The sequence below is a fragment of the Marinifilum sp. D737 genome (assembly GCF_026672275.1).
GTDB lineage: Bacteria > Bacteroidota > Bacteroidia > Bacteroidales > Marinifilaceae > Marinifilum.
Genome location: NZ_JANQCD010000019.1, coordinates 44,309 through 69,070, shown reverse-complemented (window position 1 = coordinate 69,070; position 24,762 = coordinate 44,309). Strand labels below are relative to the sequence as shown.

Here is a 24,762-nt window from a genome sequence, read left to right as displayed (position 1 = left end):
ACATGAAAAAATTATTATATACACTTAGTGCCTGTGTCTTAATTGGTTTCTCATCATGTGATGATGATTACCTAGAGACAAAGTCACCGGACAAATTGACAAGCTATAGCTTTTGGAGAAATGCAGATGATGCAGAAGCAGGAATGGCTGCTGCATACTCACAACTAGAATGTGCAACAAGTTACTGGGGTTTTGCAGAAATTAAGTTTCCGGTAGAAATGTACCCTTCTGATTTGGTTAAAATTGGAGGAGATGCCTACAATTACGAAGATTGGTTGTCCATCTATAATTTTAATGTAAATTCTGCCAATACACAAACAGCATCGTACTGGAGTATTCACTACAGAGGCATCAATTTCACCAATCAAGTAATTGAAAAGGTTGGTGAAATGACAGAAGAGCAAATCGATCCTGCTAAAAAGAATGAACTACTTGCTGAAGCTCACTTTCTAAGAGGGTATTATCATTTAAAGTTACTTCTGGCATGGGAAAAAATTATTCTTCGCGACCAATATCCAAAAGGAGTTTCTGATACTCACAAAGCTATAAGCGAAAGATCAGCATGCTGGGATTTTATTATTGCGGATTTTGAAAAAGCGACTAAAAACCTTCCTGCCTCTTATGATGCACAAAATGTTGGTAGAGCAACCAAATGGGCAGCTTTTGCATACCTTGGCAAAGCAAACCTTTTCAGAGCTGGTGAAGATAGTGCAAATGCAACTGAATATTACAACGCGGCTAAATCAGCTTTTGCCGAGGTAGTAAATTCAACCAATTTCTCATTGGTGGATAATTTCATTAGCATGTTTGATGGTACCAACCAAAATTCAAGCGAAGCCGTTTTTGAGCTACAACTTTCGAATAATACCGATAATGGTGCTTGGTTCAAGTTCCCACATCACCGTTGGATAAAACCTAAAGGTTTGTTTGGATGGGACGAAATTGCAGGTAGCAGCTTCTTGTTAGAGGAATTTAAAAAAGAAGGTAAAGTCGCAACAGACGGACGTTACGATCACCGTTTATATGGAACTTTGTTCTTTGATGATGAATATTTTAACGATTCTGATAATCCAAGAGTGTACGGTTATACATTCAGAGAATGGTGGGATGCAAGTAGCACTGCATACGACTATACTGGCTTCAGAAAATACTTGCCATCAACCAAAGATGAATTGGATGCATACAGTCACGGTAACAACATGCCATTAATGAGATACGCAGATGTATTGTTAATGTATGCAGAAGCTTTAAACGAATTAGACGAAACATCAACGGCAATACCTCACATTAACAATGTAAGGGCTATACATGGTGGACTACCTGCTATGACAGGAAGTGACAAAGCTGCTGTTACAGCTCAGATTGAACATGAAAGAATTTGTGAATTTGCTATGGAAGGCTCGCGTTTCCACGACTTACGCAGATGGGGAAAACTAAACGAAACCATGGCTGCGCGTGGAAGAACCGGAGTAACTGATGACTCACACTTCTTCCCGATTCCTGAATCAGAAGAAAACTCAAACAATGAAATAGAGTAGTTAGGTTAGTTAATTATTATTGATTCTAAGTTTGAAGTGCCCTCCATTTATTGAGGGCACTTCATTTGATTAGCCAATCAAACATTACAATAAAATTTAAGTAAATTCACCCCGAAGAACAAAAAGATTATTTATCATGATTACAGTTTTAGTATTAATGACCTTGGGTATAGGATTGGGTTTTTTCGTAGGGAAGTTTCCCAAAGTGATTAAAGGGGTCGACAAAATGACTACATGGTCAATTTATTTACTTCTGTTCCTATTAGGCATAGGGGTAGGATTAAATGAGAAAATCATAAACAACTTGCACACAATTGGATTGCAAGCACTCATTCTAACTATTGGTGCCATATTGGGTAGTTTGATTTTCGCATATATCACCTACAAACTATTTTTTAAAAGTAAATAAGCTAACAACAGAATAAATTTTGACATGAAGAACAGCCTTATCATACTTGGATTTTTTGCCTTGGGATTAATCCTGGGATTAACAAGATTTCTTCCAGAAGTAATTATGGAATCCGATTTTTCACTATACGCCCTTTACTTACTAATGTTTCTAGTGGGTATTGGAATTGGTGCTGATCGATCATCCTGGAGAGTAATTAAAGAAACCAACATTAAAATTATACTTGTCCCGCTATGTGTTATCATTGGATCATTGGTTGGGGTTGGAACAATTTCAATATTTACTCCCGAAATTCAATTAAAGGAAGCCTTAGCCGTTGGTGCTGGTTTCGGATACTATAGTTTATCTTCTATATTCATTACTCAAATCAGTGGAGAAACACTAGGTGTAATCGCTCTGCTTTCTAATATTTTACGTGAAATAATAACCTTACTTGCTGTACCTATTTTTGTAAAGTATTTTGGCAAACTTGCCGGCATTGCTTCTGGTGGTGCAACAGCAATGGATACAACACTTCCAATCATCTCAAAATACACAGGAAAAGAGTGGGCAATTATTGCCATTTTTAGTGGGATTGTTCTAACAATTCTGGTTCCATTCCTTGTTCCTTTTATCTTGGAGGTGTTCTAATTAAATTAGAATTTAACCCATGTTCAAATACATAACTAATCTGATTTTTGTTCTTTTTCTATCAAATCTTATTTATGCCCAATCTGAAATCCCAACGGGAACTCCGGTTTGCAATGATCTTAAAACAATTGTTCTAAACAATGGAGAAATCGTTGAGGCATTTTATAAAGGAGACAGTAGGTTGCATTGGATAGAAACCAAAGAAAAATACATTTTCTCTCAATTTAATGGTCAATACCTTTTTGGGAAAATAGTTAACAACGCAATCATTAATACTGAGATATCAGTCTCATTACAGAATATTAAAAAATACAAATCGAAGCTAGAAGAATTACGTTTACACAACGAAAAAGCATTATCAGTTCAAAAAAATAAAATAAAATCTCTAAAAACCATTGGAGGAGTTCCTTCAAAAGGCAAAATAAAGGTTGCGGTTCTACTAATTGAATTTTCGGATCAAATACATACTCGCAGTAAAGAGAACATAGAAGCCATGTTTATGCAAGATGGTCATGGCAATTATGCCAGTTTGAGTGAATATTATTTGAAAGCCAGTCATAATCAGCTAGACATACAATTTGATGTATATGGTTGGTATCAATCAGGATTGAAATTGGAAGAGGTTGCCGAAAATAAAGGAGGAAAACTAGCTGGTGAATTGGTGAAAAAAGCAGTTGAAAAAGCTAGATCTGCAGAAGTTGATTTTACACCTTACGATAATGATGGAGATGGTGATGTAGATGCTGTAATGGTTATGCACGCAGGATTAGGAGCAGACCATTATGGACAAGAAGAATACATTTGGCCAAGATCATGGTCCTTGCAAAATACAGTTGGATTACCTGTTACAATCAACAATATCAAAGTAAATGATTATGTAATTGCTTGCGAAATGCGTGAATATGACAACAAATGGGTAGATGCTGGTATTGGCACTTTTGCTCACGAGTTTGGTCATGCTTTAGGCCTTCCTGACTTGTATGATGGAACAGGAAAATCGAACGGACTAGGACATTGGGCAATCATGTCAGCAGGCTCTTGGTTAAACAGAGGTTTTAAACCCTCTAATTTCTGTGCGTGGTCACGTATTAAATTGGGCTGGGATGAACCTAAAGTTATTAACTTCGATGACTATGGCAACTATTCCCTGAACTCCTCTAATGTAAATAAGAACGAGATTTATCGCATCAATACCACAAAAGATGGAGAATACTTCTTATTGGCAAATAAGAGAACCGAAGGGAATGATTTAGCCCAACCAACATCTGGTCTGGCTATTTATCACATTAATGATGATAAAGCAAATTTGAGATACGATATAAATAGCGACAGAGACAATCCCGGAGTACGCTTAGAAGAAGCCGATTTTAATGTATCTTCAGGATTGTACAATGCTATGGATCGTGGTAAAGCAAGTGATCTGTTTCCAGGAACTACTAACAATAGAGAATTTGGTCCGGACTCAAATCCGAACTCAAACCTATTTAATGGTGAATATTCGGAAGTATGGATTCGTGATATAAAAGATGAGAATGGTGTAATTAGTTTTACTTTAAACCAAGTAACGGCAATAAGGCCTATCGACAAATCATCAGATTTGGTAGTATATCCAAATCCTGTAGTAGATTATATCAAAATAAAAGGATTACAAAATGAACTTTCAAATGCTAAAATTGAAATTTACAATTCAAATGGCTGCAAATTGTATGATAAAAAGCTGAATTCATTTCAAACAGAAGAGCAGGTAAATCTTCAGTTTTTAGCTAAAGGTCCTTATGTAATAAAAGTGATTTCAACGAATAAAGTTTATTCCAAAAAAATATTAAAATTATAACTGATTAATAATTATTTAATGAGTTATAGTTTTTTCGATTTTAAAATAATTATTAGCGTTTTTTTTCTAAATTTACCCAAGACAAATTCAATTGTATGTTCTTATTCAACGACTACATAACACGCTACAATGATTCGTACAAAGGATTGTACGAATGTTGGATTTGTTAATTCCTCCCCTCTGCAAGAACATTTCAGATCTTTTTTATCAACAATTTATGTCTTCTATTGGAATAACTATATCCTTTAGAATTTAATAAAGCACCATAAACCCAATCTTATGTTTACGAAAGAAACTTATCAAAAGCGTAGAGAATTATTAAAATCAACGGTAAAATCAGGCATTCTTCTATTTTTAGGAAATGACGAATGCGGAATGAATTATGCCGATAACACGTACCATTACCGACAAGACAGTACATTCTTGTACTTCTTTGGATCTGATTATGCTGGATTAAATGCAATAATCGACATCGATGAAAATCGAGAAATTATTTTCGGAGATGAACTAAGCATCGATCACATTGTTTGGATGGGAACACAACCAACCATCAAAGAAAAAAGTGAAGCTGTAGGCATTTATGAAACAGCTCCTTCCGGTCAGTTACAGGACTATCTAAGCAAGGCTAGCTCTCAAGGCAGAAAAGTACATTACTTGCCTCCTTATCGCCCTGAACATCAAGTTAAATTGCTTAACTGGTTGAATATTCATCCAAATCAAGCGGTAGAGAACTCATCGGCAGAATTTGTTCAGGCAGTAGTAAATCAAAGAAATTATAAATCTGAAGAAGAAATCATTCAGATTGAAGAAGCAGTAAACATTACGGCTGACATGCACCTAACTGCCATGAGAATGGCTAGACCTGGAATGAAAGAATCGGAAATTGCAGCTGCAGTACAAGAAGTTGCAATTAGAGCAGGAGGACAACTTTCATTTCCAACCATTGCTACAATAAATGGACAGACACTTCACAATCACTATCATGGGAACACAATTAAAAGTGGCGATATGGTTTTAATTGATTGTGGTGCTGAAAATGGTATGCATTACGCTGGAGACATGTCGAGTACCTTCCCAGTGAGCAAAACTTTTACAGAACGTCAAAGAGAAATTTATCAAATCGCATTAAATGCACATGAAGCTGCCATTGCAGAACTAAGACCAGGTGTTCGATTTAAAGATGTACACTTGAAAGCATGTAAAACCATTGCTGAAGGAATGAAACAAATGGGTTTCATGAAAGGCGATATGGATGAAGCTATTCAGCAAGGTGCACATGCTCTGTTTTTCCAATGTGGACTTGGACATATGATGGGCTTGGATGTTCACGATATGGAAAACCTTGGAGAAGTGTATGTAGGTTACAATGGCGAAGCTAAAAGCACTCAGTTTGGCTTAAAATCATTGCGCCTGGGAAGAGAACTAGAACCAGGATTCGTTTTGACAATCGAACCGGGAATCTATTTTATTCCTGAATTAATTGATAGGTGGAAGGCTGAAAAGAAATTTACCGATTTTATCAACTATGATAAAGTAGAAGAATATAAAGATTTTGGAGGCTTAAGAAATGAAGAAGATTTCTTAATTACCAATGATGGAGCCCGTCTTTTAGGTAAGCCTATTCCAAAAACCATTGAAGATGTAGAATCTCAAAGATCATAGATTATACCAATACTACATTAAAATGAGCATCATTATTTCATTCTTTTGGAGTTTATGTATCGTTAAAAAATATCACCTTAGCTTGTGCTATGCTTCATTTTTTTGCCTTAGCTAAACCCAAAACATTCAAAATAATTTAAGCTCATTTCAAAATAGAATTGATATTAGTTTTTGTTTCCATCAGGAGGGTGAGAACTTTAAAACTCCCCTCCGCCATTTTTGAATCCATGCTAATTCTCAACCAAAAACAAATAGAAAGCTTACTCTCAAGAAGTGAGGTTCTGGAAGCAATAGAAAAGGCTTTTAATGTATTTCATGAAGGCAATTTTAATATGCCAGATAGAATGCATGCACACTATGATGATATCACCCTATTGTTGATGCCATGTTTCACAAGTGAGTATTTTGGCACAAAATTGGTTAGTGTAAATCCCAAAAATCAAGCGATTGGAAAACCTTCCATCTATGGAAACATGATTTTAAATGATTCCGAAACTGGTGAACCATTGGCTCTATTAAACGGAGCAGCTTTAACAGCCATAAGAACTGGTGCTGTTGGTGCAACTGGAATGAAATACATCTGCAAAGAAACATCAGAAAGAATTGGAATTATTGGAACCGGAATTCAAGGATTTACACAAGCTTTATTTGCCTGTGTTGTGCGCCCGGTAAAAAGAATCAATGTGTTTGATTTGGATGACAAGAAGCTATCAGACTTCATCAATAAACTTCAAGAAAAATTACCTGAAATTGAAATTCATGCTATGAATTCTTCAGAAGAATTGGTCTATGAATCTGATATCATCGTTTGTGCAACAAGCTCAGAAAATCCTGTAATTCCAAATGATCCCAATTTACTTAAAGACAAATGCTTTATTGGGATTGGATCATACAAACCAAACATGAGAGAGTTTCCCGATGCTTTGTTTTCACAAATCACAAAGGTATGGGTGGATACTCCTTTTGCAGCAAAAGAAAGTGGCGATATCGCAATGCCTCTGGAAAATAATCTCTTGCAGGAAAATCAGGTAAACACCATTAGTAATTTGGTTGCCAACAAGCAATATGACCAAAGTGGAACAAGCTTTTTTAAATCAGTAGGAATGGCACTGTTTGATGTCGTTGTAGCTGAATATTTGTACAAAAAAGCAATTAAAGAAAATATCGGAACCCAAGCAGACTTATAAAATGAAACGAACTCCATACATACTCCTATTTCTTCTAATCCTTAGCTCATGCAAATTATTTGCCCAAGGAGAGCTAAAAGATTACCAGGAAGCTGAAAAATGGCTTTGGAACAACATCGAAAGTAAAATTTACAATAGCAATATATATCCCAATTGGATTGGAAAGGGTGATTCCCTTTGGTACAGTACAAAAACTCGAAAAGGTACAGAATATTTTCTTGTTGATATTAAAAACAAGAAACAAAAAGAGCTTTTCAATCACCAAAAAATGAGCGAAATCCTTAGCTCATACACTGGTAAAGAATTAAAAAGCTACGGATTAAAATTAAAAAACATCAAACTTAAAAATCAAAAAGAGCTAAATTTTAGATTGGATACCTTCTTACTATCAGTTGATTTAGTATCCTATAATGTTTCGAAAAGAGATAAACCAAAGAAATACACCAGTCAGGAATTGGTCTCGCCAGACAAGGAAAAAATAGCGTTTATTAAAGATTACAATCTATTTCTTAAATCTGGCGATGAGAAAAAGCAGTTGACCACAGATGGCAATGAAGAATTGAGTTATGGAACCTCCATTTCCTGGTACTTTGTTCGAAATGAGAGCAAGAATCAACAAATGGAATACGAGATTGATGCCTATTGGTCTCCTGATTCAAGATACTTGATATGCGCAAAGTACAATCGCAAGCATACGCAAAAGCTTTTCATGTACAAGTCTAAACCAAAAGATGGTTTTAGAGCTGAAGTGTATTCTTATGAAAGACCTATTGCCGGAGACAAAGATCTTACCAGAGTATCGTATGTAATTTTTGATACGGAAACAGGCAAAACAATTGATTGCGATCTTCCTGAAAATGCAACTTTTCTGGAGTATGGCTTCCAATGGAAATCGAACACAAAAGCCTATACTTTAAGATACTATCGTGGATATCAAAAAAGAGAATTGATAGAGGTAGATGTGGAAACTGGTAAAAGCAGAACAATTGTTTCAGAAACAGCTGATACCTATGTCGATCCAAACATGCACATCTATAAAGTAAATAAAGATACGGATGATGTAATTTGGTCATCCGAGAAAGATGGCTGGCACCATATTTACCGATACGATTATGCAAGTGGTGAGTTAAAAAACCAAATTACGAAGGGTGAATTTGTTGTAAGGGAAATCTGCAGAGTAGACTATAAAAAGAAGAAAATCTACTTCAGAGCAAATGGAAATGAAAAAGGAGATCCTTACTACACCTACCTCTACTCTATCAATTTTGATGGAAATGGCATGAAGTTGTTATCACCTGAAAATGCCTACCATACTTGTAACATAAGCCCTAATGGCAAATACATATTCGACAATTACTCTCGTGTAGATCTTCCGGATCACTTTGTGATTAGAAGTGCTAAAAATGGCAAACCTGTAATGGATGTTGCCAGAACAGACATTGAGGACATTCTTAAAATGGGTTGGAAAGCTCCGGAAATGTATACCGTAAAAGGTCGAGATGATGAAACCGATATTTATGGTGTAATTTTTAGACCATTCAAATTAGATGCTTCAAAATCTTATCCGGTTATTGATGGTACCTATTCCGGACCACAAACCATTCGAACACCCAAAACTTTCCGTCGTGGATTGATCAATATGGATGTTCCGATGGCACAAATTGGTTTTGTTGTAGTTACAGTTGATGGATTGGGTTCTGCTTTTAGATCGAAAAAATTCCACGATGTTTCCTATAAAAACCTGGGTGATATCGGTGCACCAGATCATATCAAGGCAATCAAAGATCTTGCTAAAAAATATCCATACATGGATGTAAATAATGTTGGAATTTACGGACACTCAGCAGGTGGTTATGATGCTACACATGCACTACTAACTCATCCTGATTTTTACAAAGTTGGAGTATCTTCAGCAGGAAATCACGACCACAGAAGTGCTAAAGCCTGGTGGCCTGAATTGTACATGGGATTCCCGGCTGAAAAGCACTATGACGAACAATCAAACTTCTTTTTGGCTGATAAACTAGAAGGAAAACTGTTGATGGTTCATGGAAATATGGACAATAATGTGAACCCTGCAGCTTCAATTCGTATGGCTGATGAATTTATTAAAGCGAATAAGGATTTTGAATTAATTCTGCTTCCTGGTAAGGATCATGGTACTTGCTACTATGACAAATATTTTATTCGCAAGCGTTGGGACTTCTTTGTAAATTACCTGATGCACAAACAAGCGCCAAAAGAATTCAAAATCAACTAATCAATTGGCTATGAAAATTACAGATAACTGGAACTGGAAAGCCCCGGAAGATTGGTTAAAAATCAAAACCATTGATCTTCATACCGGAGGGGAACCTTTAAGAGTTTATACAAGTGGACTCCCTGAAATTAAAGGAAATACCATACTGGAAAAGAGAAGATATTTTAGAGATCATTTTGATTACATCAGAACGGGTACCATGTGGGAACCTCGCGGGCATGCTGATATGTATGGAGCGATTATTACGGAAGCTACTACCGAGGATGGTGATTTTGGAACTTTCTTTTTACACAACGAAGGATACAGTACCATGTGCGGTCACGCTATGATTGCCCTGGTAACATTGGTTTTGGATACAGGCATGATTGTTCGTGAAGAACAAAATCCAACGATTAAAATTGATGCTCCTCCGGGAAGAATTACCTGTAAAGCATTCCGAAAGAATGGGAAAGTTGAAAAAGTTTCTTTTCAAAATGTTCCTTCTTTCATGCCTTTAAAAGATCAAATTGTTGATGTTCCGGAAATTGGAAAAGTAAAGTTTGATATTGGTTATGGTGGAGCTTTTTATGCCTATGTACATGCCGAAGACTTAGGACTAAAATTAGACGAAACCGATTATAACCGACTAATTGATTACGGCAGAAAAATTAAATATGCTGTAATGGATCAGTTTGAAATCAAGCATCCGCTAGAAGAGGATTTGAGTTTCTTGTACGGAACAATTTTTATTGGCCAAGCCAAAGATCCCAATCACCATACCAGAAATGTATGCATTTTCGCTGAAGGTGAAGTGGATCGATCATCAACAGGATCGGGTGTTAGCGGACGAGCTGCCATACATTATGCCAAAGGTGAACTAAAAAAAGATGAAGAAATTATCATCGAAAGTATTTTAGGTACTTGCATGAGTGTAAAAGTGGTTGAAAGCTGCGATTATGAAGGAATTGATGCAATCATTCCTGAAGTAAGTGGTACAGCTTCGATTACCGGACAAAATGAATTCTATTTCGATCCAAATGATCCATTAAAGGATGGATTTATTTTCAGATAAAAACAAAACCTAATCATGAACAAACTAAGAACTAAAATTTTCTCTCTTCTTTTTGTACTAAGCATTGGACTTGCTGCTTGTACTCAACCTTTAACACTGGAAGAGAAACTAAATCAAATTCCGAATGTAACAGTTCAAAAAATTACCGGCGATACAACATATGCCGAATACTATGAATTGTATTTCACTCAAGCTTTAGATCATGAGAATCCTGAAGCCGGAACATTTAAACAAAGAGTGCTATTGGGGCATCATGCCATTGAGAAACCAATGGTTGTAGAGATACAGGGTTATAACATCTGGACAGAAAAAGCTGGTGAACTGAGCAAACTTTTGAATGCCAACCAATTGACCATTGAGCATAGATATTTTAAAAACTCAATGCCAGATAGTTTGGATTGGAAATATTTAAATATCAAACAAGCTGCAACAGATCAACACAAAGTAATACAAGCATTAAAGAAAATTTACAAGAACAAATGGATTACTACGGGTATTAGTAAAGGTGGACAAACAACCATTTACCACCGCTTTTTCTACCCAAATGATGTTGATGTAAGTGTTCCTTATGTAGCTCCTCAGAATTTAGCAAGAGAAGACAAAAGAATACACAAACACCTGGCAACAGTTGGCAGCAAGGAATGCAGAGATAAGATTTATCAGTTCCAATTGGCTTGTTTTAAAAACAAAAAAGAGCTTCTTCCTTTGGCAAAAACTCATGCTGAAGAGAAAGAATATTCATTTTCGATGGGATTGGAAAAGGCTCTTGATCTTTCCATTTTGGAATACTCTTTTGCTTTCTGGCAATGGGGAGGTACGAAGTGTGAAGATATTCCATCTCCTGATGCAAAAGCTCAGGATTTATTTAAGCATTTGATTCGTGTTTCAGGCATGGATTTCTTCGATGAGATCAGCTTGAAACCAAGTTTGGCTTTCTACCACCAGGCACTTACTGAAATTGGAATGTACAGTTATGAAGTAGCTCCATTTAAGCCATACATTAGCTATGAGAAGGACTTAACTTTCGATCATGTGTTTCCCAATGAACCGATCAGAAAATTCAATCCTGAATCTATGATTCAAGTGAACAAATGGTTACAAACTGATGCTGAAAAAATGCTCTTCATTTATGGCGAATGGGATACATGGTCGGCTACGGCAGTTGATCTAAAAGACAACACAAAATGTAAAAAGTTTGTAAACCCCGAAGGATCTCATGGAACCCGAATCCGTAATTTCCCTGCTGAGATGAAAACTGAAATTATCAAAACCCTGGAAGAGTGGTTGGAAATGCCAATCGAGAATTAATAATGAATAATTAACACCTCACCCTCGGTCCCTCTCCTTGAAGAGAGGGATGACCTTAAAATTTTGCAATAATTATTGGTTAAGGTAAAAATATAAAATCATGAAAAAACTAGTTTTGCTTACAATCTTAGCTTGCCTGACTTTACCAAAGAGTCATGCTTGCACCGATATTGTAGCGGGTAAAAAAGCTACAGTTGATGGTTCTGTAATTACATCTCACACCTATGGTGGGAATGATACCAGAATTAGAGTGGTTCATGGTCGTAAGTTTCCTGCAGGATCAAAAACTCCTGTTTATTATGGACTACAGGAAATCAACGGTGGATTGGAAGAATATGGTGAAATACTAGGCTATATCCCACAAGTTCGACAAACCTATACTTACTTTCATTCTGCTTACTCTCATATGAATGAGTTTCAACTGGCTATTGCAGAAAGTACTTTGAGTCAGAAGAAAGAGTTGCAGGTCGACAGAGAATCCGGGAAACAAATCATGACTGTTGAGCAAGCTCAGATTTTTGCCCTGCAAAGATGTAAAACTGCACGTGAAGCCATCAAACTAATCACTTCACTAATGGAGGAATATGGATTCTTGCCGTCATGTGGACCTGAATCAGAAGCATTATGCATAGCAGACCCGAATGAAGTTTGGGTACTCGAAATTGTGGCTGTAGGTAAAGATTGGGAACCAAACTCAGGAAAATCAGGAGCAATTTGGGCTGCGCAAAGAGTTCCGGATGATCACATTGCCATTGTTCCTAACTGGAGTATCATTAAAGAGATCGATTTGAGCAAACCTGAATGGTTCATGGCTTCAAAAAATTACAAGCAAGTTGCTATCGATCATGATTGGTACAATCCAAAATCGGGCAAACCATTTATTTGGCAAGAGGCATACAGCCCTACCCTTCGTGAATGGTCGAGCGGAAGATTTTGGTTGTTCTACTCTAAATATGCTCCAAATTATAAAGAATGGCCAAACAGAAAGTTAAGCGATCCTTTTAAAGGGCAAGATGCTTACCACCAATATGTAGAAGACATTTCCATGTATCCTTTCTCGGTTAAACCGGAGAAAAAGATTTCTGTTCAGGATATCATGGAATTTCAACGTTCAACATTTGAGGGAACCATTTACGATAAAACCTCAGATCCTGATTGGTATGTTCCAAGCAAAGATGGCAAGTTGGTTAAAAGTCCATTAACAACACCTTTCCCAACCAAGGCAATGCGTGAACTGTTGGATATTACCAATCGCAGAAATGTATCGAAAGGAAATTATGGTATGATTTGTCAGTTGAGATCCTGGTTGCCAGATCCAATTGGTGGAATTTACTGGGTATTTCAGGATAACCAGTACACTTCACCTTATGTGCCAATCTACTGCGGAACACAAGAGATTCACGAATCTTACAAAATTTATGATCCAAATCAATATGATCCAAGATCGGCACGATGGGCAATCGATTTTGTAGACAACCTGCTTTATTTAAGATGGCAGGATGCGGTTGAAGATCTGTTTACAATGAGAGAGCCTTTGCAGGCTGATTTTTTCAATCAGATTGAAGAAAACGACAAACAAGCACAGAAACTATACGATAAAAGCCCTAAAAAGGCGAAGGAATTCCTGACTGAAAAGTGTCATGAAAACATGCAAAAAGTGTTGGATGTATACAATGAAATCAGGAATACATTAATTACCAAATACACAAACAACAAACATGGATCGTAACTGATCCAAACAGGAAGAAAAGAGAAATCCGGCAGGGTTGTGGTGATTGTTTGCCGGACTCTCTTTTCAACCAAAAACACAAACAAGAACATTTAAACTAAATAATTAGCAATTCTAAATTTGACTTGATTTTTGAATTAATCATGAGAACACTTTTAACGATTATGCTTCTTCTCTTCTACCAGGGCATTTATGCTCAAGAGAACGGCAAACAGAACGACTGGGAAAATCCAGAGATTGTTGGTATCAACAAAGAGCAAGCAAGAGCATCTTTCTTTGCTTACAGAACCGAAAACAAAGCCATTCGAAATAGCAAAGCCAATTCGAACTATTTTATCAATTTAAATGGCACATGGAAATTTAACTGGGTAAGAAAACCTGCTGATCGTCCGGTAGATTTTTACAAAACCAACTACGACGTATCAAAATGGAATGATATTAAAGTTCCTGCACATTGGGAACTGGAAGGATATGGAGTGCCTATCTATACTGATGTTTCCTATCCTTTTCCAAACAACGAACCATACATTCCTCACGATTACAATCCGGTAGGATCGTACAAGAGAAACTTTAGCATTCCGAAAAGCTGGAAAGGTCAGGAAATCTATATTCACTTTGGTGGAGTTCGTTCCGCCGCATACGTATGGGTAAATGGCAAAAAAGTTGGATATACACAAGGAAGTAAAACACCAGCAGAATTTAACCTTACCAAATACGTAAAACCAGGCAAAAACCAGTTGGCGGTTGAAATTTACCGCTTTAGCGATGGAAGTTACCTTGAAGATCAGGATTATTGGAAAGTAAGTGGTTTTGAGCGTGATGTATATCTGTATGCCAGACCTAAAACCCACATCAGAGATTTCTTTGTGCAAGCAGGATTGGATGATACCTATACAGATGGGGAGTTTTCTTTGAATGTTAAAGTAAACCAAATTGCAAATAAAGGTGCCAACAGATCTGTACAGGTAAAAGTTTTGGATGGAAAGAAAGAAGTTATCAACTTGAAATCAAACAGCAAGTTAGCACAAGGTGATAATGATTTTATTTTCTCAAAAACAATTCCAAATGTGCGCAAATGGACTGCTGAGACGCCTAATCTTTATACCCTTCAAATCGAATTGAAATCAGGTAATAAAACCATTGAGGTAATTCGTAGAAAAATTGGTTTCCGCACCAGTGAAATCAAAGACGGATTACTACAAATTAATGGTGTACCGATTACAGTTCGCGGTGTAAATCGCCATGAGCATGATATGGATAATGGTAGAGTGATAACTGAAGAATCGATGATTCAGGACATTCTATTGATGAAGCAATTCAATATCAATTCTGTTCGTAACTCTCACTATCCAAATCGTGAGCGTTGGTACGAGCTATGTGATGAATATGGATTGTACATGATTGACGAAGCAAATATTGAGGCTCATGGTTGCGAACCATACAACAAAGAAAAAACATTGGCCGATAAGCCGCATTGGAAAAAAGCATTCATGGACAGAACCGTTTCAATGGTGGAACGTGACAAAAACCATGCATCCATTATCATTTGGTCATTAGGAAATGAAACCGGAAGAGGTCGTAACTTCCATGCCACATACAAGTGGATTAAAGAGAGAGATGATAGCCGTCCTGTTCAATCGGAAGATTCAGGCAGAGAGTTTAATACTGACATTTTTTGCCCAATGTACGATCGCATGTGGGAGATGATTAAATATGTGGAGTATGTACAGAAACGACCTTTAATCCAATGTGAGTATGCCCATGCCATGGGAAATAGCGTTGGGAACCTGAAAGATTACTGGGATTTAATTTACAAGCACCGCCAATTACAAGGTGGATTCATTTGGGATTGGGTTGATCAAACCTTTAGAAAAACGAATGAAAAAGGCGATACCATTTTTGGCTATGGTGGCGATATGGGAGTTTACAAAGTTCAAAACGATTCTAACTTCTGTGCCAATGGATTGGTAAGTGCCGACAGAAAACTTCATCCTCACATTTGGGAAGTGAAGAAGGTATACCAACCCATTGCAATAAAAAAAGTAGATCATTCTGCAAACCAGTTTGAACTGATCAACAGATATGATTTTATCAATCTGGATGATGTAGAAATCACCTGGACTTTGAAAGAAGATGCCACAGAAATTGCAAATGGAACGGTTGATTCTAAAAGCTTGTCTGCTCATCAAAGCAGAAGGTTTAGTGTTGGAATACCTGATATCAAAGCCAAACCAGGTAAGGAATATTTCTTGCTGTTCGAAGCTCATAGCACTGTTGAACAAGCAATGGTTCCTAAAGGACACCGAATTGCATGGGAACAATTCCAGTTGCCAATTCATAAGAAGGTGAAAGCCATAGCAGCAAAACAATTGCCTGCACTTAGTCTGAATGAAGATCAGAATGAGATTAAGATCGATGCTAAAAGATTTAAACTTCGTATTTCTAAATCAAACGGAAGTTTAAACTCTTATAAAATAGATGGAACAGAATTAATTGAGAATGATTTGGAACCTTTCTTCTGGCGTGCGGTTACCGATAATGACTTAGGGAATGGTACCCCAGCCAGATGCAAGGTCTGGAAGACAGCTGGTGAAAAACGTGAGTTAATTTCCATTGAAACCAATCAAATTTCGCCACAACAAATCGAAGTAATTGTAGCGTTTAATTTACCAACAGCTCCTAGCAAATACAAAACGAAGTACCTGGTATCAGGTAATGGCGATATCGAAATCGAAAACACTTTCGTTCCTCAATCAAATGATCTTCCAATGTTGCCACGTTTGGGAATGCAAATGCAATTGCCAAAAGAATTTTCAAACATCGAATGGTTTGGCCGTGGACCACAGGAAAGTATGTGGGACAGAAAATCAGGTGCGATGCTTGATCATTACAAAGGAACAGTTTGGGAACAATACCACCCATATGTTCGTCCGCAGGAAACAGGTAATAAAACCGATCTTCGCTGGATAGCACTTACCAACAAAGATGGTAAAGGTTTGATGGCTATTGGAGCTCCATTGCTATCAACTTCGGCTCTAGGATTCGATTACAAAGAGTTGTATCATGGTGGAAAGGACAAACCAAACAAACATGGTAATGCAATTAAACAAGGAGATGTAATCAGTTTCCAAATTGACTACAAGCAAATGGGTGTTGGTGGAGATAACTCTTGGGGTGCTCCTGTTCATGCTGAATATTGTATTCCGTCCCAACCATATCAGTACAGCTTTATCCTTCGTCCGATTAATGGAGAAAAGGATTTAAATGAATTGAGTAAGATGAGAGTGAAATAAATAACAGCTTACGCCCTTTCAGGGCTTAAAATAAAATACATCAATACAACGGGCTCTGCCCGTTGCTATTGCTATAGGCCTTTCAGGCCGAGCTTAGCAAATATATTTCCCTGAAGGGGAAAGAGCATTAACATAGGTCGAAGGCCTATGAAAAAGAATAAATAAGTAACAAAGCCCTGAAAGGGCGCAAGCTATTTAAGTAATATGAAATTCATACACATCAGCTTAATTGCAGCAATACTTTCGTTCTCTTCCTGCGCTCAGAAAAAGCAAGAGAAGAAAAATGATGCAGCAATAAATCTACAAGAAAAATATACCAATGTACTCAACATACAAGGAGTACCTGCAAAACAATACGATTTAAAACCATTCGGATTCTCTGATATGGGTGCCTGGCATGGCTACGCTTTGCCTCATCAGGATAGTACTGCCTACTATGGTGGTTTTGCCGGACCATTAAGTATGAAAATGTGGGGACAATGGTTGGGTAAGAATCTATGTCAGTTGGTATTGACTGATGCCAATACAAATCAGGAAATTGACTTGAGCAAAGCCAAGGCCGAAATGATTTACAAACCTGGTAAACTGGAGCAAAAATTGCAATTGCAGGATATTACAATTGACATTCAGCTTGTATTTGCCAGCAATAGAACTTCTCTTATTCAAACATCCATAAGCAATAATTCCAATAAGGATATGCAGCTTAAAGTGGGTTGGAAAGGAGAATTGTTCGAGAAGGAATTGCAATTGGCAAAAAGCACCAATGGTGTTCAGGTAAATTACAATAAGAGTGATGAAATCTTCCTAATGCAATCTCATCTTCAAAATGAAGTTAGCATTGCCAATAACAAGCTTTCCTATCAAATGAATCTTACAAAAAACCAATTGGTGAAAGCTGGTCAGAAAAGTGAAATTAGCATGCTTCACTCCCATTACTTTAATGAGAAGGAAGCCATGGCAGAAGGAAAATTGCTTAGCCAATGGCTTAAAAATCCACAAGATGTTTTCTCACAAAACAAATTGCGTTGGAACGGATATTTAAGCAAAGCATTGGATAGTAAGAATCCATTACTTGATAAAGAAGAAAACAAGCGACTTGCAGTTAAATGTGTTCAGACCTTGCTGACCAACTGGCGCTCTCCTGCTGGCGATTTGCAACACGATGGTGTATTCCCATCAGCTGCATACCAGGGATTTTATGGTTTCTGGTCTTGGGATAGCTGGAAACAGGCGGTAGCATTGGTTCGTTTCAATCCAGAATTGGCCAAGAGCAATATCCTATCCATGTTCCAATATCAGGATGAGATGGGAATGGTTGCCGATTGTGTTTATTTCGATCCTAAGGATAATAACTGGCGCGATACCAAAGCCCCACTGGCAGCTTGGGCTGTATTGGAAATCTACAAGTGTACCAATGATCTGGATTTCGTACGTGAAATGTATCCTAAATTGGTGAAGTATCATGAGTGGTGGTATCAATATCGCGATCACGACCAAAATGGTTTGTGTGAATATGGTTCGACCGATGGAACCATTATCGCTGCCAAATGGGAAAGTGGAATGGACAATGCCGTTCGTTTCGATGATGCAAAAATGCTAAAAAATAACGATCATGGATGGTCGATGGATCAGGAATCAGTTGACTTGAATGCCTACTTGTATGCAGAAAAAGAACAGTTGGCTGAATTGGCGGGCCTTATCGAAAAATCGGAAGAAGCTCAAGCGTTTTCCAAGGCAGCTAAAACACTAAAAGAAAGAATATCAAAAGACTTCTACGATGCCAAAGAGGGATTCTTTTACGACAGGGCAATTAAAACAGGGAAACTGCTAACCGTACAACAAGGACCAGAAGGATGGATTCCTTTGTATACAAATATCGCAAACCAGGAGCAGGCAAAGGGCGTTAAAAACTTACTAACAGATAGTACAAAATTCGCATGCAAAGTGCCCTTTCCTACCCTGGTTGCCGATCATCACAAATTCAATCCTTTAAAAGGATACTGGCGAGGTCCGGTGTGGTTAGATCAGGCGTATTTTGGAGTACAGGCTTTGAAAAACTATGGCTACAAGCAAGATGCCGATGCATTGACTCAAAAATTGATTAAGAATGCAGAAGGTTTATTGCAGGATGCTCCAATCCGCGAAAACTACCACCCAATTACGGGTAAAGGATTAAATGCCAATCATTTTTCATGGTCGGCAGCACATTATCTACTATTGCTAACAGACGAAATTTAAAATTCAACAACAACAAACACCGCTCATTTTTTGAGCACATCTAGTTTTTCATTAGTTAATAGTTGAACACCTTGACTTCCTATGGGAGGTTGAGGTGTTTTTGTATTCAACATTTGCATTTTTTATTTATTGCTTTGATTTATGATTATTGCTACTTTCACCATATAAAACCTAATAAAAATTTCTATGAAACAAATTGAAACCTGTAAATCATGTAGCAATCGTAAATTTGATTCACAGCAGGGTATTCTATGCTCATTAACTGAAGCGAAACCTTCTTTTGAAGACATCTGTCCCGATTTTATTCAAGATGAAAAAATTATAAAAAAGGAAGTTGAAATTAGCAAGTACATTCTTCCTAACAAAAAATTGGCGAATGCTGTCATGTGGATCATGTGGCTGGTTCTTTCAACTCAATTACTGGGCATGTTATCGCATTACATGCAGTATAACTTATTAACATCAGCTCTAAATGGTGAAACAGTAACAACTCAAATGGCAGAAGATAATGATTTAAGACATAGCTTAATCATGGTAATTCATTATTTAGCCTTTATCACATCTGCGATACTATTTGCCATTTGGTTTTATAGAGGATACAAGAATTATCATACCAGATTTAAACATCCTTCTTATCAAAAAAGTTGGGCCATTTGGGGATGGATTGTTCCTATTGCCAGTCTTTTTATTCCTTATAAAATTATGAAGGAGATGTATGAAGATTCTAAAAAGAAACTAATTGAGTTCTCGGAAGATTATTCATTTATTAATATGACAAGCTTAATCACGATTTGGTGGACACTTTGGATTCTTGCCAACTTTATCACCAATATCGTATCTAAATTCTTTGATGACGAAGAAACATTACAGGGTTTAATTGATTACTCGATGGCCGAAATAATATTAGGATTCTTCTTTGTTCCTGCAGCAATTGTAACCTTTAAATTAATAAAAGATTACTCCTTTATTGAGGAAAAACTAACAACACTTGAAGCCGAAATTAAATCACATAATTCTTAAAATCCCAAATGAAAAAAATAGAACTAATTGCCATTATTGCTACAATTGTTGCATTACTTTTAAAACAATTTGGACTACATTATTCTGGTATAATTCTAACTATAAGTCTCAATTTATTGGCTATTTATTATTTCTTGTATTATTTAAGCAGTAATGATCCAATTGCCTATCGAATTAGAAAAGTATTTATAAAGGAAGAGGTTAATAATTCAATTGCAGTTAAAATCTGTGGAATGGGTTTACCAATTCTACTGATTTCAATACTTTTTAAATTAATGTATTATCCTTATGCAACAACCTTATTTTACATTGGGTTGTCAGCTTGTTTTCTTAGCTGTTTACTATCCTTTATTGAGTATCACAATACAAAGGATATATTCGTTCGACAGATGATGACAAGAATCTTAATTATTGGAGGTATTGGTTTATTCCTATTTTTTATTCCAACTGAAATCCCAAATGATCAAGGTAATCTAAAATCAAACAAGATGGAGATAAACAAATAAACAATTCCCTCTGTTCCAACTCTAGTTGGGAAATTGAAAAAACAAAAGGAGCATCAAACGATGCTCCTTTTCACTTCTATCCGATCAACTGCTTATTCCTCTTCTTTGTTTTCTTGTTCAGAAACATCTTCAAAGTCTACAGTCTCATTATTTTCTTCTACTTTTTTGCCAAGATAAGTTGGTAACTCCATTCCGGCCATTTTGAATAACTCTTCCATTGGAGGAATCGATCCCATCATGCCTTGCATAAAGTTAGCAGTAGATGTTTTACCATCCTTGCCATTGCCATTTTCCCAAACAGTAACCTTATCAATCTTGATGTTCTTGATGGCTTCAACCTGAGTAGAAACCAATTCTGGCAACTTATCAGCAATCATTAACATTACAGCATCTTTAGCATCGCTACCAGCAGCATTTACAATCTTATCGAAACCTTCGGCTTGCTTACTCAAAATCTCATAAATACCTTTCGCTTCTGCTTCCATCTTCATGTAAATCGCATCGGCCTCCCCTTTCGCATGACGACGGGTTTGCTCTGCAATCGCTTCTGCTGCAATCTCAATCTTCTCCTTATCAATTTGTGCAGGCACAACGATATCTGCAGTCTGCGATGCTTTATCACGAACCGCACGAGCAGCTTCCGCTTTCTGCTCTGCCGAATATGCTTCCTCTAATGCACGTGCCGTAGCAACTTTCTCTGCAGCCGTAGCCAAACGTTCTGCTTCCGCTTCTTTTTCACGTCTGTCAGCATCAGAATTTGCAACGGTAATCTTTGCTGTATTCTCCCCTTCAACTGCTGTTGCATCTGCCGCAGCCACCTGAACACGTTGCTCCTGTAATGCGTTTGCCTCACCAATAGAACCATCACGATTCTTCTCAGCAACACTCTTCTTCGCATCATTTATTGCTTTTGCAGCAGCTTCCTTACCCAATGCATCGATATAACCCGATTCGTCGTTAATATCCGTAACGTTCACGTTGATCAGTTTCAAACCGATCTTTTTCAATTCCGCCTCAACATTTGAAGATACAGCAGCAAGGAACTTATCACGGTTGCTGTTGATCTCCTCGATATCCATGGTAGCAACTACCAAACGCAACTGACCAAAGATGATATCCTTTGCCAAATTGCTAACATCTGCTTGCGATAATCCCAGAAGACGCTCAGCAGCATTGGTCATTACACCTGCTTCGGTTGAAACCCCAACTGTAAATCGAGAAGGCACGTCAACACGAATATTCTGCTTACTTAAGGCATTGGTTAAGTTAATTTCAATTGAAATTGGTGTAAGATCAAGAAATGCATAATCTTGAATGATAGGCCAAACAAATGCGGCACCACCATGAATACACTTGGCTGAGCGCGATTCGGCTCCACCACCTTTTCCTACCTTACCATACACAACCAAAACCCGGTCGGATGGACAACGCTTGTACCTTTTAAAGAAGGATACAATCAGTACGAAAATGAATATTACTGCAGCAGTAATCAAAAGAACAATATATTCTCCCATAATGTTTTATTATTTAATTGATTTTAATGATTATTAATTGATTAACCTATTGGGTATACAACAAGAATTTGATCGTTAAGGATCTCTATCACTTCAACAACAGCACCGGTTTTTATGTCTTTCTCAGCATCGGTAATGGCATCTAAAGTTTGTAGGCCTTGTACTTGAATCTGTACTTTTCCCATACCTTTTCTGTTAGCAGGAATGGTAAGGTATACATTACCAATCTTTCCAATTGCATTATTCAGATTTAAGGTTCCTTCTTCGGTTAGTTTTCCCATAAAATACAGGATGGAAGCCATGATTACCATCATGATTAAACCTGCAATTGTAGCAATAAAAGTAGATATGAACGGTCCAAATCCAATGTGAACACAAATGATTCCTGTCCATCCAAAAATGGTAAAGAATGCAATCAGATTTTTCAGCGTAAGAAACTGAAAATCGATTCCTGTATCTCCAGAAACATCTGCATCTCCATCCGCTGCAACATCGTCCACATCTCCTCCAAGAAAAGTCATTACCATTTGAATGAGAAACAGAACTGAGAATGGCACGGAGATTCCCCAGAATATTTTTTCAACCATATCCATGGTACTCCACCAGTCAGAAATTTGTAGTATCATAATTATTGATTTTGATTTGATCTAAAATAGTAAGAATTCTTCACCTAACAGTGATTATGCTTAGCTGTTTTTTGCTTTTTAGTTGTATTCTATATTTCACATGTTTTTGGCTGATTTTTGTCAGATAAAAAAAGGAGCATCACTCTGGATGCTCCTTCCTTTATTTCTTAATGAATCTTACTTTATTCTTCTTTTGGAGACATTACCACTTCTACTTTTCCTGTTTTGGCAAAGTATTTCTTTGCAAATTTCTCTACATTTTCTTTGGTAATAGCATTGATCATTTTCTCATAATCTTCAATTGATTTAACACTTTCGCCATAAGTATAGTAACGATTAATTGCATTAATCCAATATGCATTCTTACGAAGATTTTCCTGGTATTCTTTAATGAAGTTTTTCTTCGTTTCAAGCAAGTCATCCTCTTTTACTCCATTCTTAAACAAGCCTTGAATCTCATCGTAAACAATACCTTTCAACTTGTCAGACTTAGCTGGGTCGGTATCAAAACGAATTACCAAGTTGTACTCTTCACGTGGGAATTTAGATACATATCCTCTAACTCCAACACCATATGATCCACCTTCTTTTTCACGAATCACTTCAAGATATCTCTTATTCAACAGACTAGACACAAAGCTCATCATAAGTTTATTCTCTCTTGAATATTTGATATCTCCATGCAAGTCGATATGAATGGTTGTTTTTGGAGTTTCCATTTCTCTTGCAAAATGGTTGTAAGTATCTTTTTTAGGATAGTCTACACCATTATCTTTCCAAGTTTCATCACGATCGATATCCTTGATACTTCCCAAATATGTTTCGATCAATGGTTTCGCTTTTTCAACATCGATATTACCTACAAATACAAAAGTAAAATCGCTTGCATCCACAAATCTTTCTTGATACACTCGCTTCATTGTTTCAAGATTCAAACTAGCAATCATATCTGTATTGAATAAGATTGTTCTAGGATTGTGATCGGTTGTTGTTACCGAAACAGAATCTCTGAAAGCCTTGTTAACATCAGCACCCATATTGGCTACATAAGCCATATATCTACCTTTTAATGCGCTAAATGCTTCTTTATCGAAACGTGGAGCAACAAAATACATGTGTACCAATTGCAACATGGTTTCAAAATCCTTTACAGAAGAATTTCCACTAAATCCTTCAGACAACTCACTAATGTATGGTGAAACGCGAACTGATTTTCCTGTTAATAATTTTTGCAAGCTAGTCTGATCAAACTTACCTAAACCGAAATTAGCAATAAATCCACCTGCCATCTCAGCTGAAGCTAAATCTTCCACTCCGTATAATGAATTTCCACCTTTACTGAATGCTTGCAAACGAATTTCATTTTCTTTGAAATCAGTCTTCTTCACTACTACTTTTGCTCCATTGGCCAAAGTCCATTCCGTAGCATCAAAGCCATTAAGTTCTGCCTCTTTCTTTACCTCTCCTGCTTTTGGCATTTCTGAAATTAAAGGTTCGGTAATTACTTTATCTACATATGGTTTTAAATCTGCATTTCTAACCTTCTCAAGTAAAGCTAAAAGTTGCTGTTCTGTTGGCAATTCAACATTTTCTTTTTCAGGAGCTGTAAATGTGATGATTACATTTTCCTGAGTCATCCATTTCTTCGAAAATGCATTTACCTCTTCAGCCGAAATGCCTGGCAATAGCTTCTTAATTGCTTCGAATTCAAATTCTATTCCCGGAACAGGTTCATTTACCAAAAAGTGTCTTTGGTAACCTCTTACCAATCTATCGTTATGTTGCTTGTTACGATCTTTGTATTGCTTTTCAATACTGCTCAACATTTCTGTTTTGGTGATTTGATTACATATACTTACCCAACATAAACGTAAGCACCTTATAAATTAACGAAAGAAATAGTTATTTAACAATCCCATTTGCATTTTTTAACAATTGGATGATTTCACATTTACAA

The 24,762-nt window shown here is 36.9% G+C and carries 17 protein-coding genes; 14 read left to right on the top strand and 3 right to left on the bottom strand.

Annotation, left to right across the window (positions count from 1 at the left end):
• Positions 1-2 precede the first annotated feature (2 nt).
• The 14 genes from NQ163_RS12510 (at position 3) to NQ163_RS12445 (ending at position 20,665) form a co-directional block, all read left to right on the top strand.
• Complete coding sequence (locus NQ163_RS12510) at positions 3-1,538, top strand: RagB/SusD family nutrient uptake outer membrane protein (protein WP_268190650.1); 1,536 nt, start codon at positions 3-5, stop codon at positions 1,536-1,538.
• A 136-nt stretch (positions 1,539-1,674) separates the two neighbouring features.
• On the top strand, positions 1,675-1,947 hold the full coding sequence (locus NQ163_RS12505) for a LysO family transporter (protein ID WP_268190649.1): 273 nt from the start codon (positions 1,675-1,677) through the stop codon (positions 1,945-1,947).
• Positions 1,948-1,971: 24 nt separating this feature from the next.
• A complete protein-coding gene (locus NQ163_RS12500) occupies positions 1,972-2,577 on the top strand; it encodes a lysine exporter LysO family protein (RefSeq protein WP_268190648.1) in 606 nt (201 codons plus the stop codon).
• A gap of 19 nt (positions 2,578-2,596) precedes the next feature.
• Positions 2,597-4,411, top strand: a complete 1,815-nt coding sequence (locus tag NQ163_RS12495) for a M6 family metalloprotease domain-containing protein (protein ID WP_268190647.1) — start codon at positions 2,597-2,599, stop codon at positions 4,409-4,411.
• A 279-nt stretch (positions 4,412-4,690) separates the two neighbouring features.
• Entirely contained in the window at positions 4,691-6,073 is a 1,383-nt protein-coding gene (locus NQ163_RS12490) for an aminopeptidase P family protein (RefSeq protein ID WP_268190646.1), read from the top strand.
• A gap of 227 nt (positions 6,074-6,300) precedes the next feature.
• Positions 6,301-7,260, top strand: coding sequence for an ornithine cyclodeaminase family protein (locus tag NQ163_RS12485; protein WP_268190645.1), 960 nt, complete (start codon positions 6,301-6,303; stop codon positions 7,258-7,260).
• Position 7,261: 1 nt separating this feature from the next.
• Positions 7,262-9,520: a S9 family peptidase gene (locus tag NQ163_RS12480; protein ID WP_268190644.1), complete on the top strand. Its 2,259-nt coding sequence runs from the start codon at positions 7,262-7,264 to the stop codon at positions 9,518-9,520.
• 10 nt (positions 9,521-9,530) lie between these two features.
• Entirely contained in the window at positions 9,531-10,571 is a 1,041-nt protein-coding gene (locus tag NQ163_RS12475) for a proline racemase family protein (protein WP_268190643.1), read from the top strand.
• 15 nt (positions 10,572-10,586) lie between these two features.
• Positions 10,587-11,879: a S28 family serine protease gene (locus NQ163_RS12470; RefSeq protein ID WP_268190642.1), complete on the top strand. Its 1,293-nt coding sequence runs from the start codon at positions 10,587-10,589 to the stop codon at positions 11,877-11,879.
• 100 nt (positions 11,880-11,979) lie between these two features.
• The gene (locus NQ163_RS12465) at positions 11,980-13,608 is read left to right on the top strand and encodes a dipeptidase (protein WP_268190641.1); all 1,629 of its coding nucleotides are present in this window, start codon (positions 11,980-11,982) and stop codon (positions 13,606-13,608) included.
• 143 nt (positions 13,609-13,751) lie between these two features.
• Positions 13,752-16,901: a glycoside hydrolase family 2 TIM barrel-domain containing protein gene (locus NQ163_RS12460; RefSeq protein ID WP_268190640.1), complete on the top strand. Its 3,150-nt coding sequence runs from the start codon at positions 13,752-13,754 to the stop codon at positions 16,899-16,901.
• A 204-nt stretch (positions 16,902-17,105) separates the two neighbouring features.
• Positions 17,106-19,139 carry an MGH1-like glycoside hydrolase domain-containing protein gene (locus tag NQ163_RS12455; RefSeq protein WP_268190639.1) on the top strand — a complete coding sequence of 678 codons (2,034 nt, stop codon included), beginning with the start codon at positions 17,106-17,108 and terminating at the stop codon, positions 19,137-19,139.
• A gap of 186 nt (positions 19,140-19,325) precedes the next feature.
• On the top strand, positions 19,326-20,159 hold the full coding sequence (locus NQ163_RS12450) for a DUF4328 domain-containing protein (RefSeq protein ID WP_268190638.1): 834 nt from the start codon (positions 19,326-19,328) through the stop codon (positions 20,157-20,159).
• An 8-nt stretch (positions 20,160-20,167) separates the two neighbouring features.
• On the top strand, positions 20,168-20,665 hold the full coding sequence (locus tag NQ163_RS12445) for a hypothetical protein (RefSeq protein ID WP_268190637.1): 498 nt from the start codon (positions 20,168-20,170) through the stop codon (positions 20,663-20,665).
• Positions 20,666-20,757: 92 nt separating this feature from the next.
• Here the strand turns inward: NQ163_RS12445 and NQ163_RS12440 are convergent, their stop codons facing one another.
• The 3 genes from NQ163_RS12440 to NQ163_RS12430 all read right to left on the bottom strand — a co-directional run bounded on the left by NQ163_RS12440 (position 20,758) and on the right by NQ163_RS12430 (position 24,631).
• Positions 20,758-22,179 carry a flotillin family protein gene (locus tag NQ163_RS12440; protein ID WP_268190636.1) on the bottom strand — a complete coding sequence of 474 codons (1,422 nt, stop codon included), beginning with the start codon at positions 22,177-22,179 and terminating at the stop codon, positions 20,758-20,760.
• 41 nt (positions 22,180-22,220) lie between these two features.
• Complete coding sequence (locus NQ163_RS12435; RefSeq protein WP_268190635.1) at positions 22,221-22,805, bottom strand: hypothetical protein; 585 nt, start codon at positions 22,803-22,805, stop codon at positions 22,221-22,223.
• A gap of 182 nt (positions 22,806-22,987) precedes the next feature.
• A complete protein-coding gene (locus NQ163_RS12430; RefSeq protein ID WP_268190634.1) occupies positions 22,988-24,631 on the bottom strand; it encodes a M16 family metallopeptidase in 1,644 nt (547 codons plus the stop codon).
• Between the last annotated feature and the right edge of the window lie 131 nt (positions 24,632-24,762).

What these genes read in the sequence shown, in the direction of transcription:
- NQ163_RS12430 (WP_268190634.1), bottom strand. Translation starts at nt 24,631, where the DNA reads ATGTTGAGCAGTATTGAAAAGCAATACAAAGATCGTAACAAGCAACAT.
- NQ163_RS12440 (WP_268190636.1), bottom strand. Translation starts at nt 22,179, where the DNA reads ATGGGAGAATATATTGTTCTTTTGATTACTGCTGCAGTAATATTCATT.
- NQ163_RS12455 (WP_268190639.1), top strand. Translation starts at nt 17,106, where the DNA reads ATGAAATTCATACACATCAGCTTAATTGCAGCAATACTTTCGTTCTCT.
- NQ163_RS12480 (WP_268190644.1), top strand. Translation starts at nt 7,262, where the DNA reads ATGAAACGAACTCCATACATACTCCTATTTCTTCTAATCCTTAGCTCA.
- NQ163_RS12490 (WP_268190646.1), top strand. Translation starts at nt 4,691, where the DNA reads ATGTTTACGAAAGAAACTTATCAAAAGCGTAGAGAATTATTAAAATCA.
- NQ163_RS12510 (WP_268190650.1), top strand. Translation starts at nt 3, where the DNA reads ATGAAAAAATTATTATATACACTTAGTGCCTGTGTCTTAATTGGTTTC.
- NQ163_RS12475 (WP_268190643.1), top strand. Translation starts at nt 9,531, where the DNA reads ATGAAAATTACAGATAACTGGAACTGGAAAGCCCCGGAAGATTGGTTA.
- NQ163_RS12500 (WP_268190648.1), top strand. Translation starts at nt 1,972, where the DNA reads ATGAAGAACAGCCTTATCATACTTGGATTTTTTGCCTTGGGATTAATC.
- NQ163_RS12450 (WP_268190638.1), top strand. Translation starts at nt 19,326, where the DNA reads ATGAAACAAATTGAAACCTGTAAATCATGTAGCAATCGTAAATTTGAT.
- NQ163_RS12460 (WP_268190640.1), top strand. Translation starts at nt 13,752, where the DNA reads ATGAGAACACTTTTAACGATTATGCTTCTTCTCTTCTACCAGGGCATT.
- NQ163_RS12435 (WP_268190635.1), bottom strand. Translation starts at nt 22,805, where the DNA reads ATGATACTACAAATTTCTGACTGGTGGAGTACCATGGATATGGTTGAA.
- NQ163_RS12470 (WP_268190642.1), top strand. Translation starts at nt 10,587, where the DNA reads ATGAACAAACTAAGAACTAAAATTTTCTCTCTTCTTTTTGTACTAAGC.
- NQ163_RS12445 (WP_268190637.1), top strand. Translation starts at nt 20,168, where the DNA reads ATGAAAAAAATAGAACTAATTGCCATTATTGCTACAATTGTTGCATTA.
- NQ163_RS12505 (WP_268190649.1), top strand. Translation starts at nt 1,675, where the DNA reads ATGATTACAGTTTTAGTATTAATGACCTTGGGTATAGGATTGGGTTTT.
- NQ163_RS12495 (WP_268190647.1), top strand. Translation starts at nt 2,597, where the DNA reads ATGTTCAAATACATAACTAATCTGATTTTTGTTCTTTTTCTATCAAAT.
- NQ163_RS12465 (WP_268190641.1), top strand. Translation starts at nt 11,980, where the DNA reads ATGAAAAAACTAGTTTTGCTTACAATCTTAGCTTGCCTGACTTTACCA.
- NQ163_RS12485 (WP_268190645.1), top strand. Translation starts at nt 6,301, where the DNA reads ATGCTAATTCTCAACCAAAAACAAATAGAAAGCTTACTCTCAAGAAGT.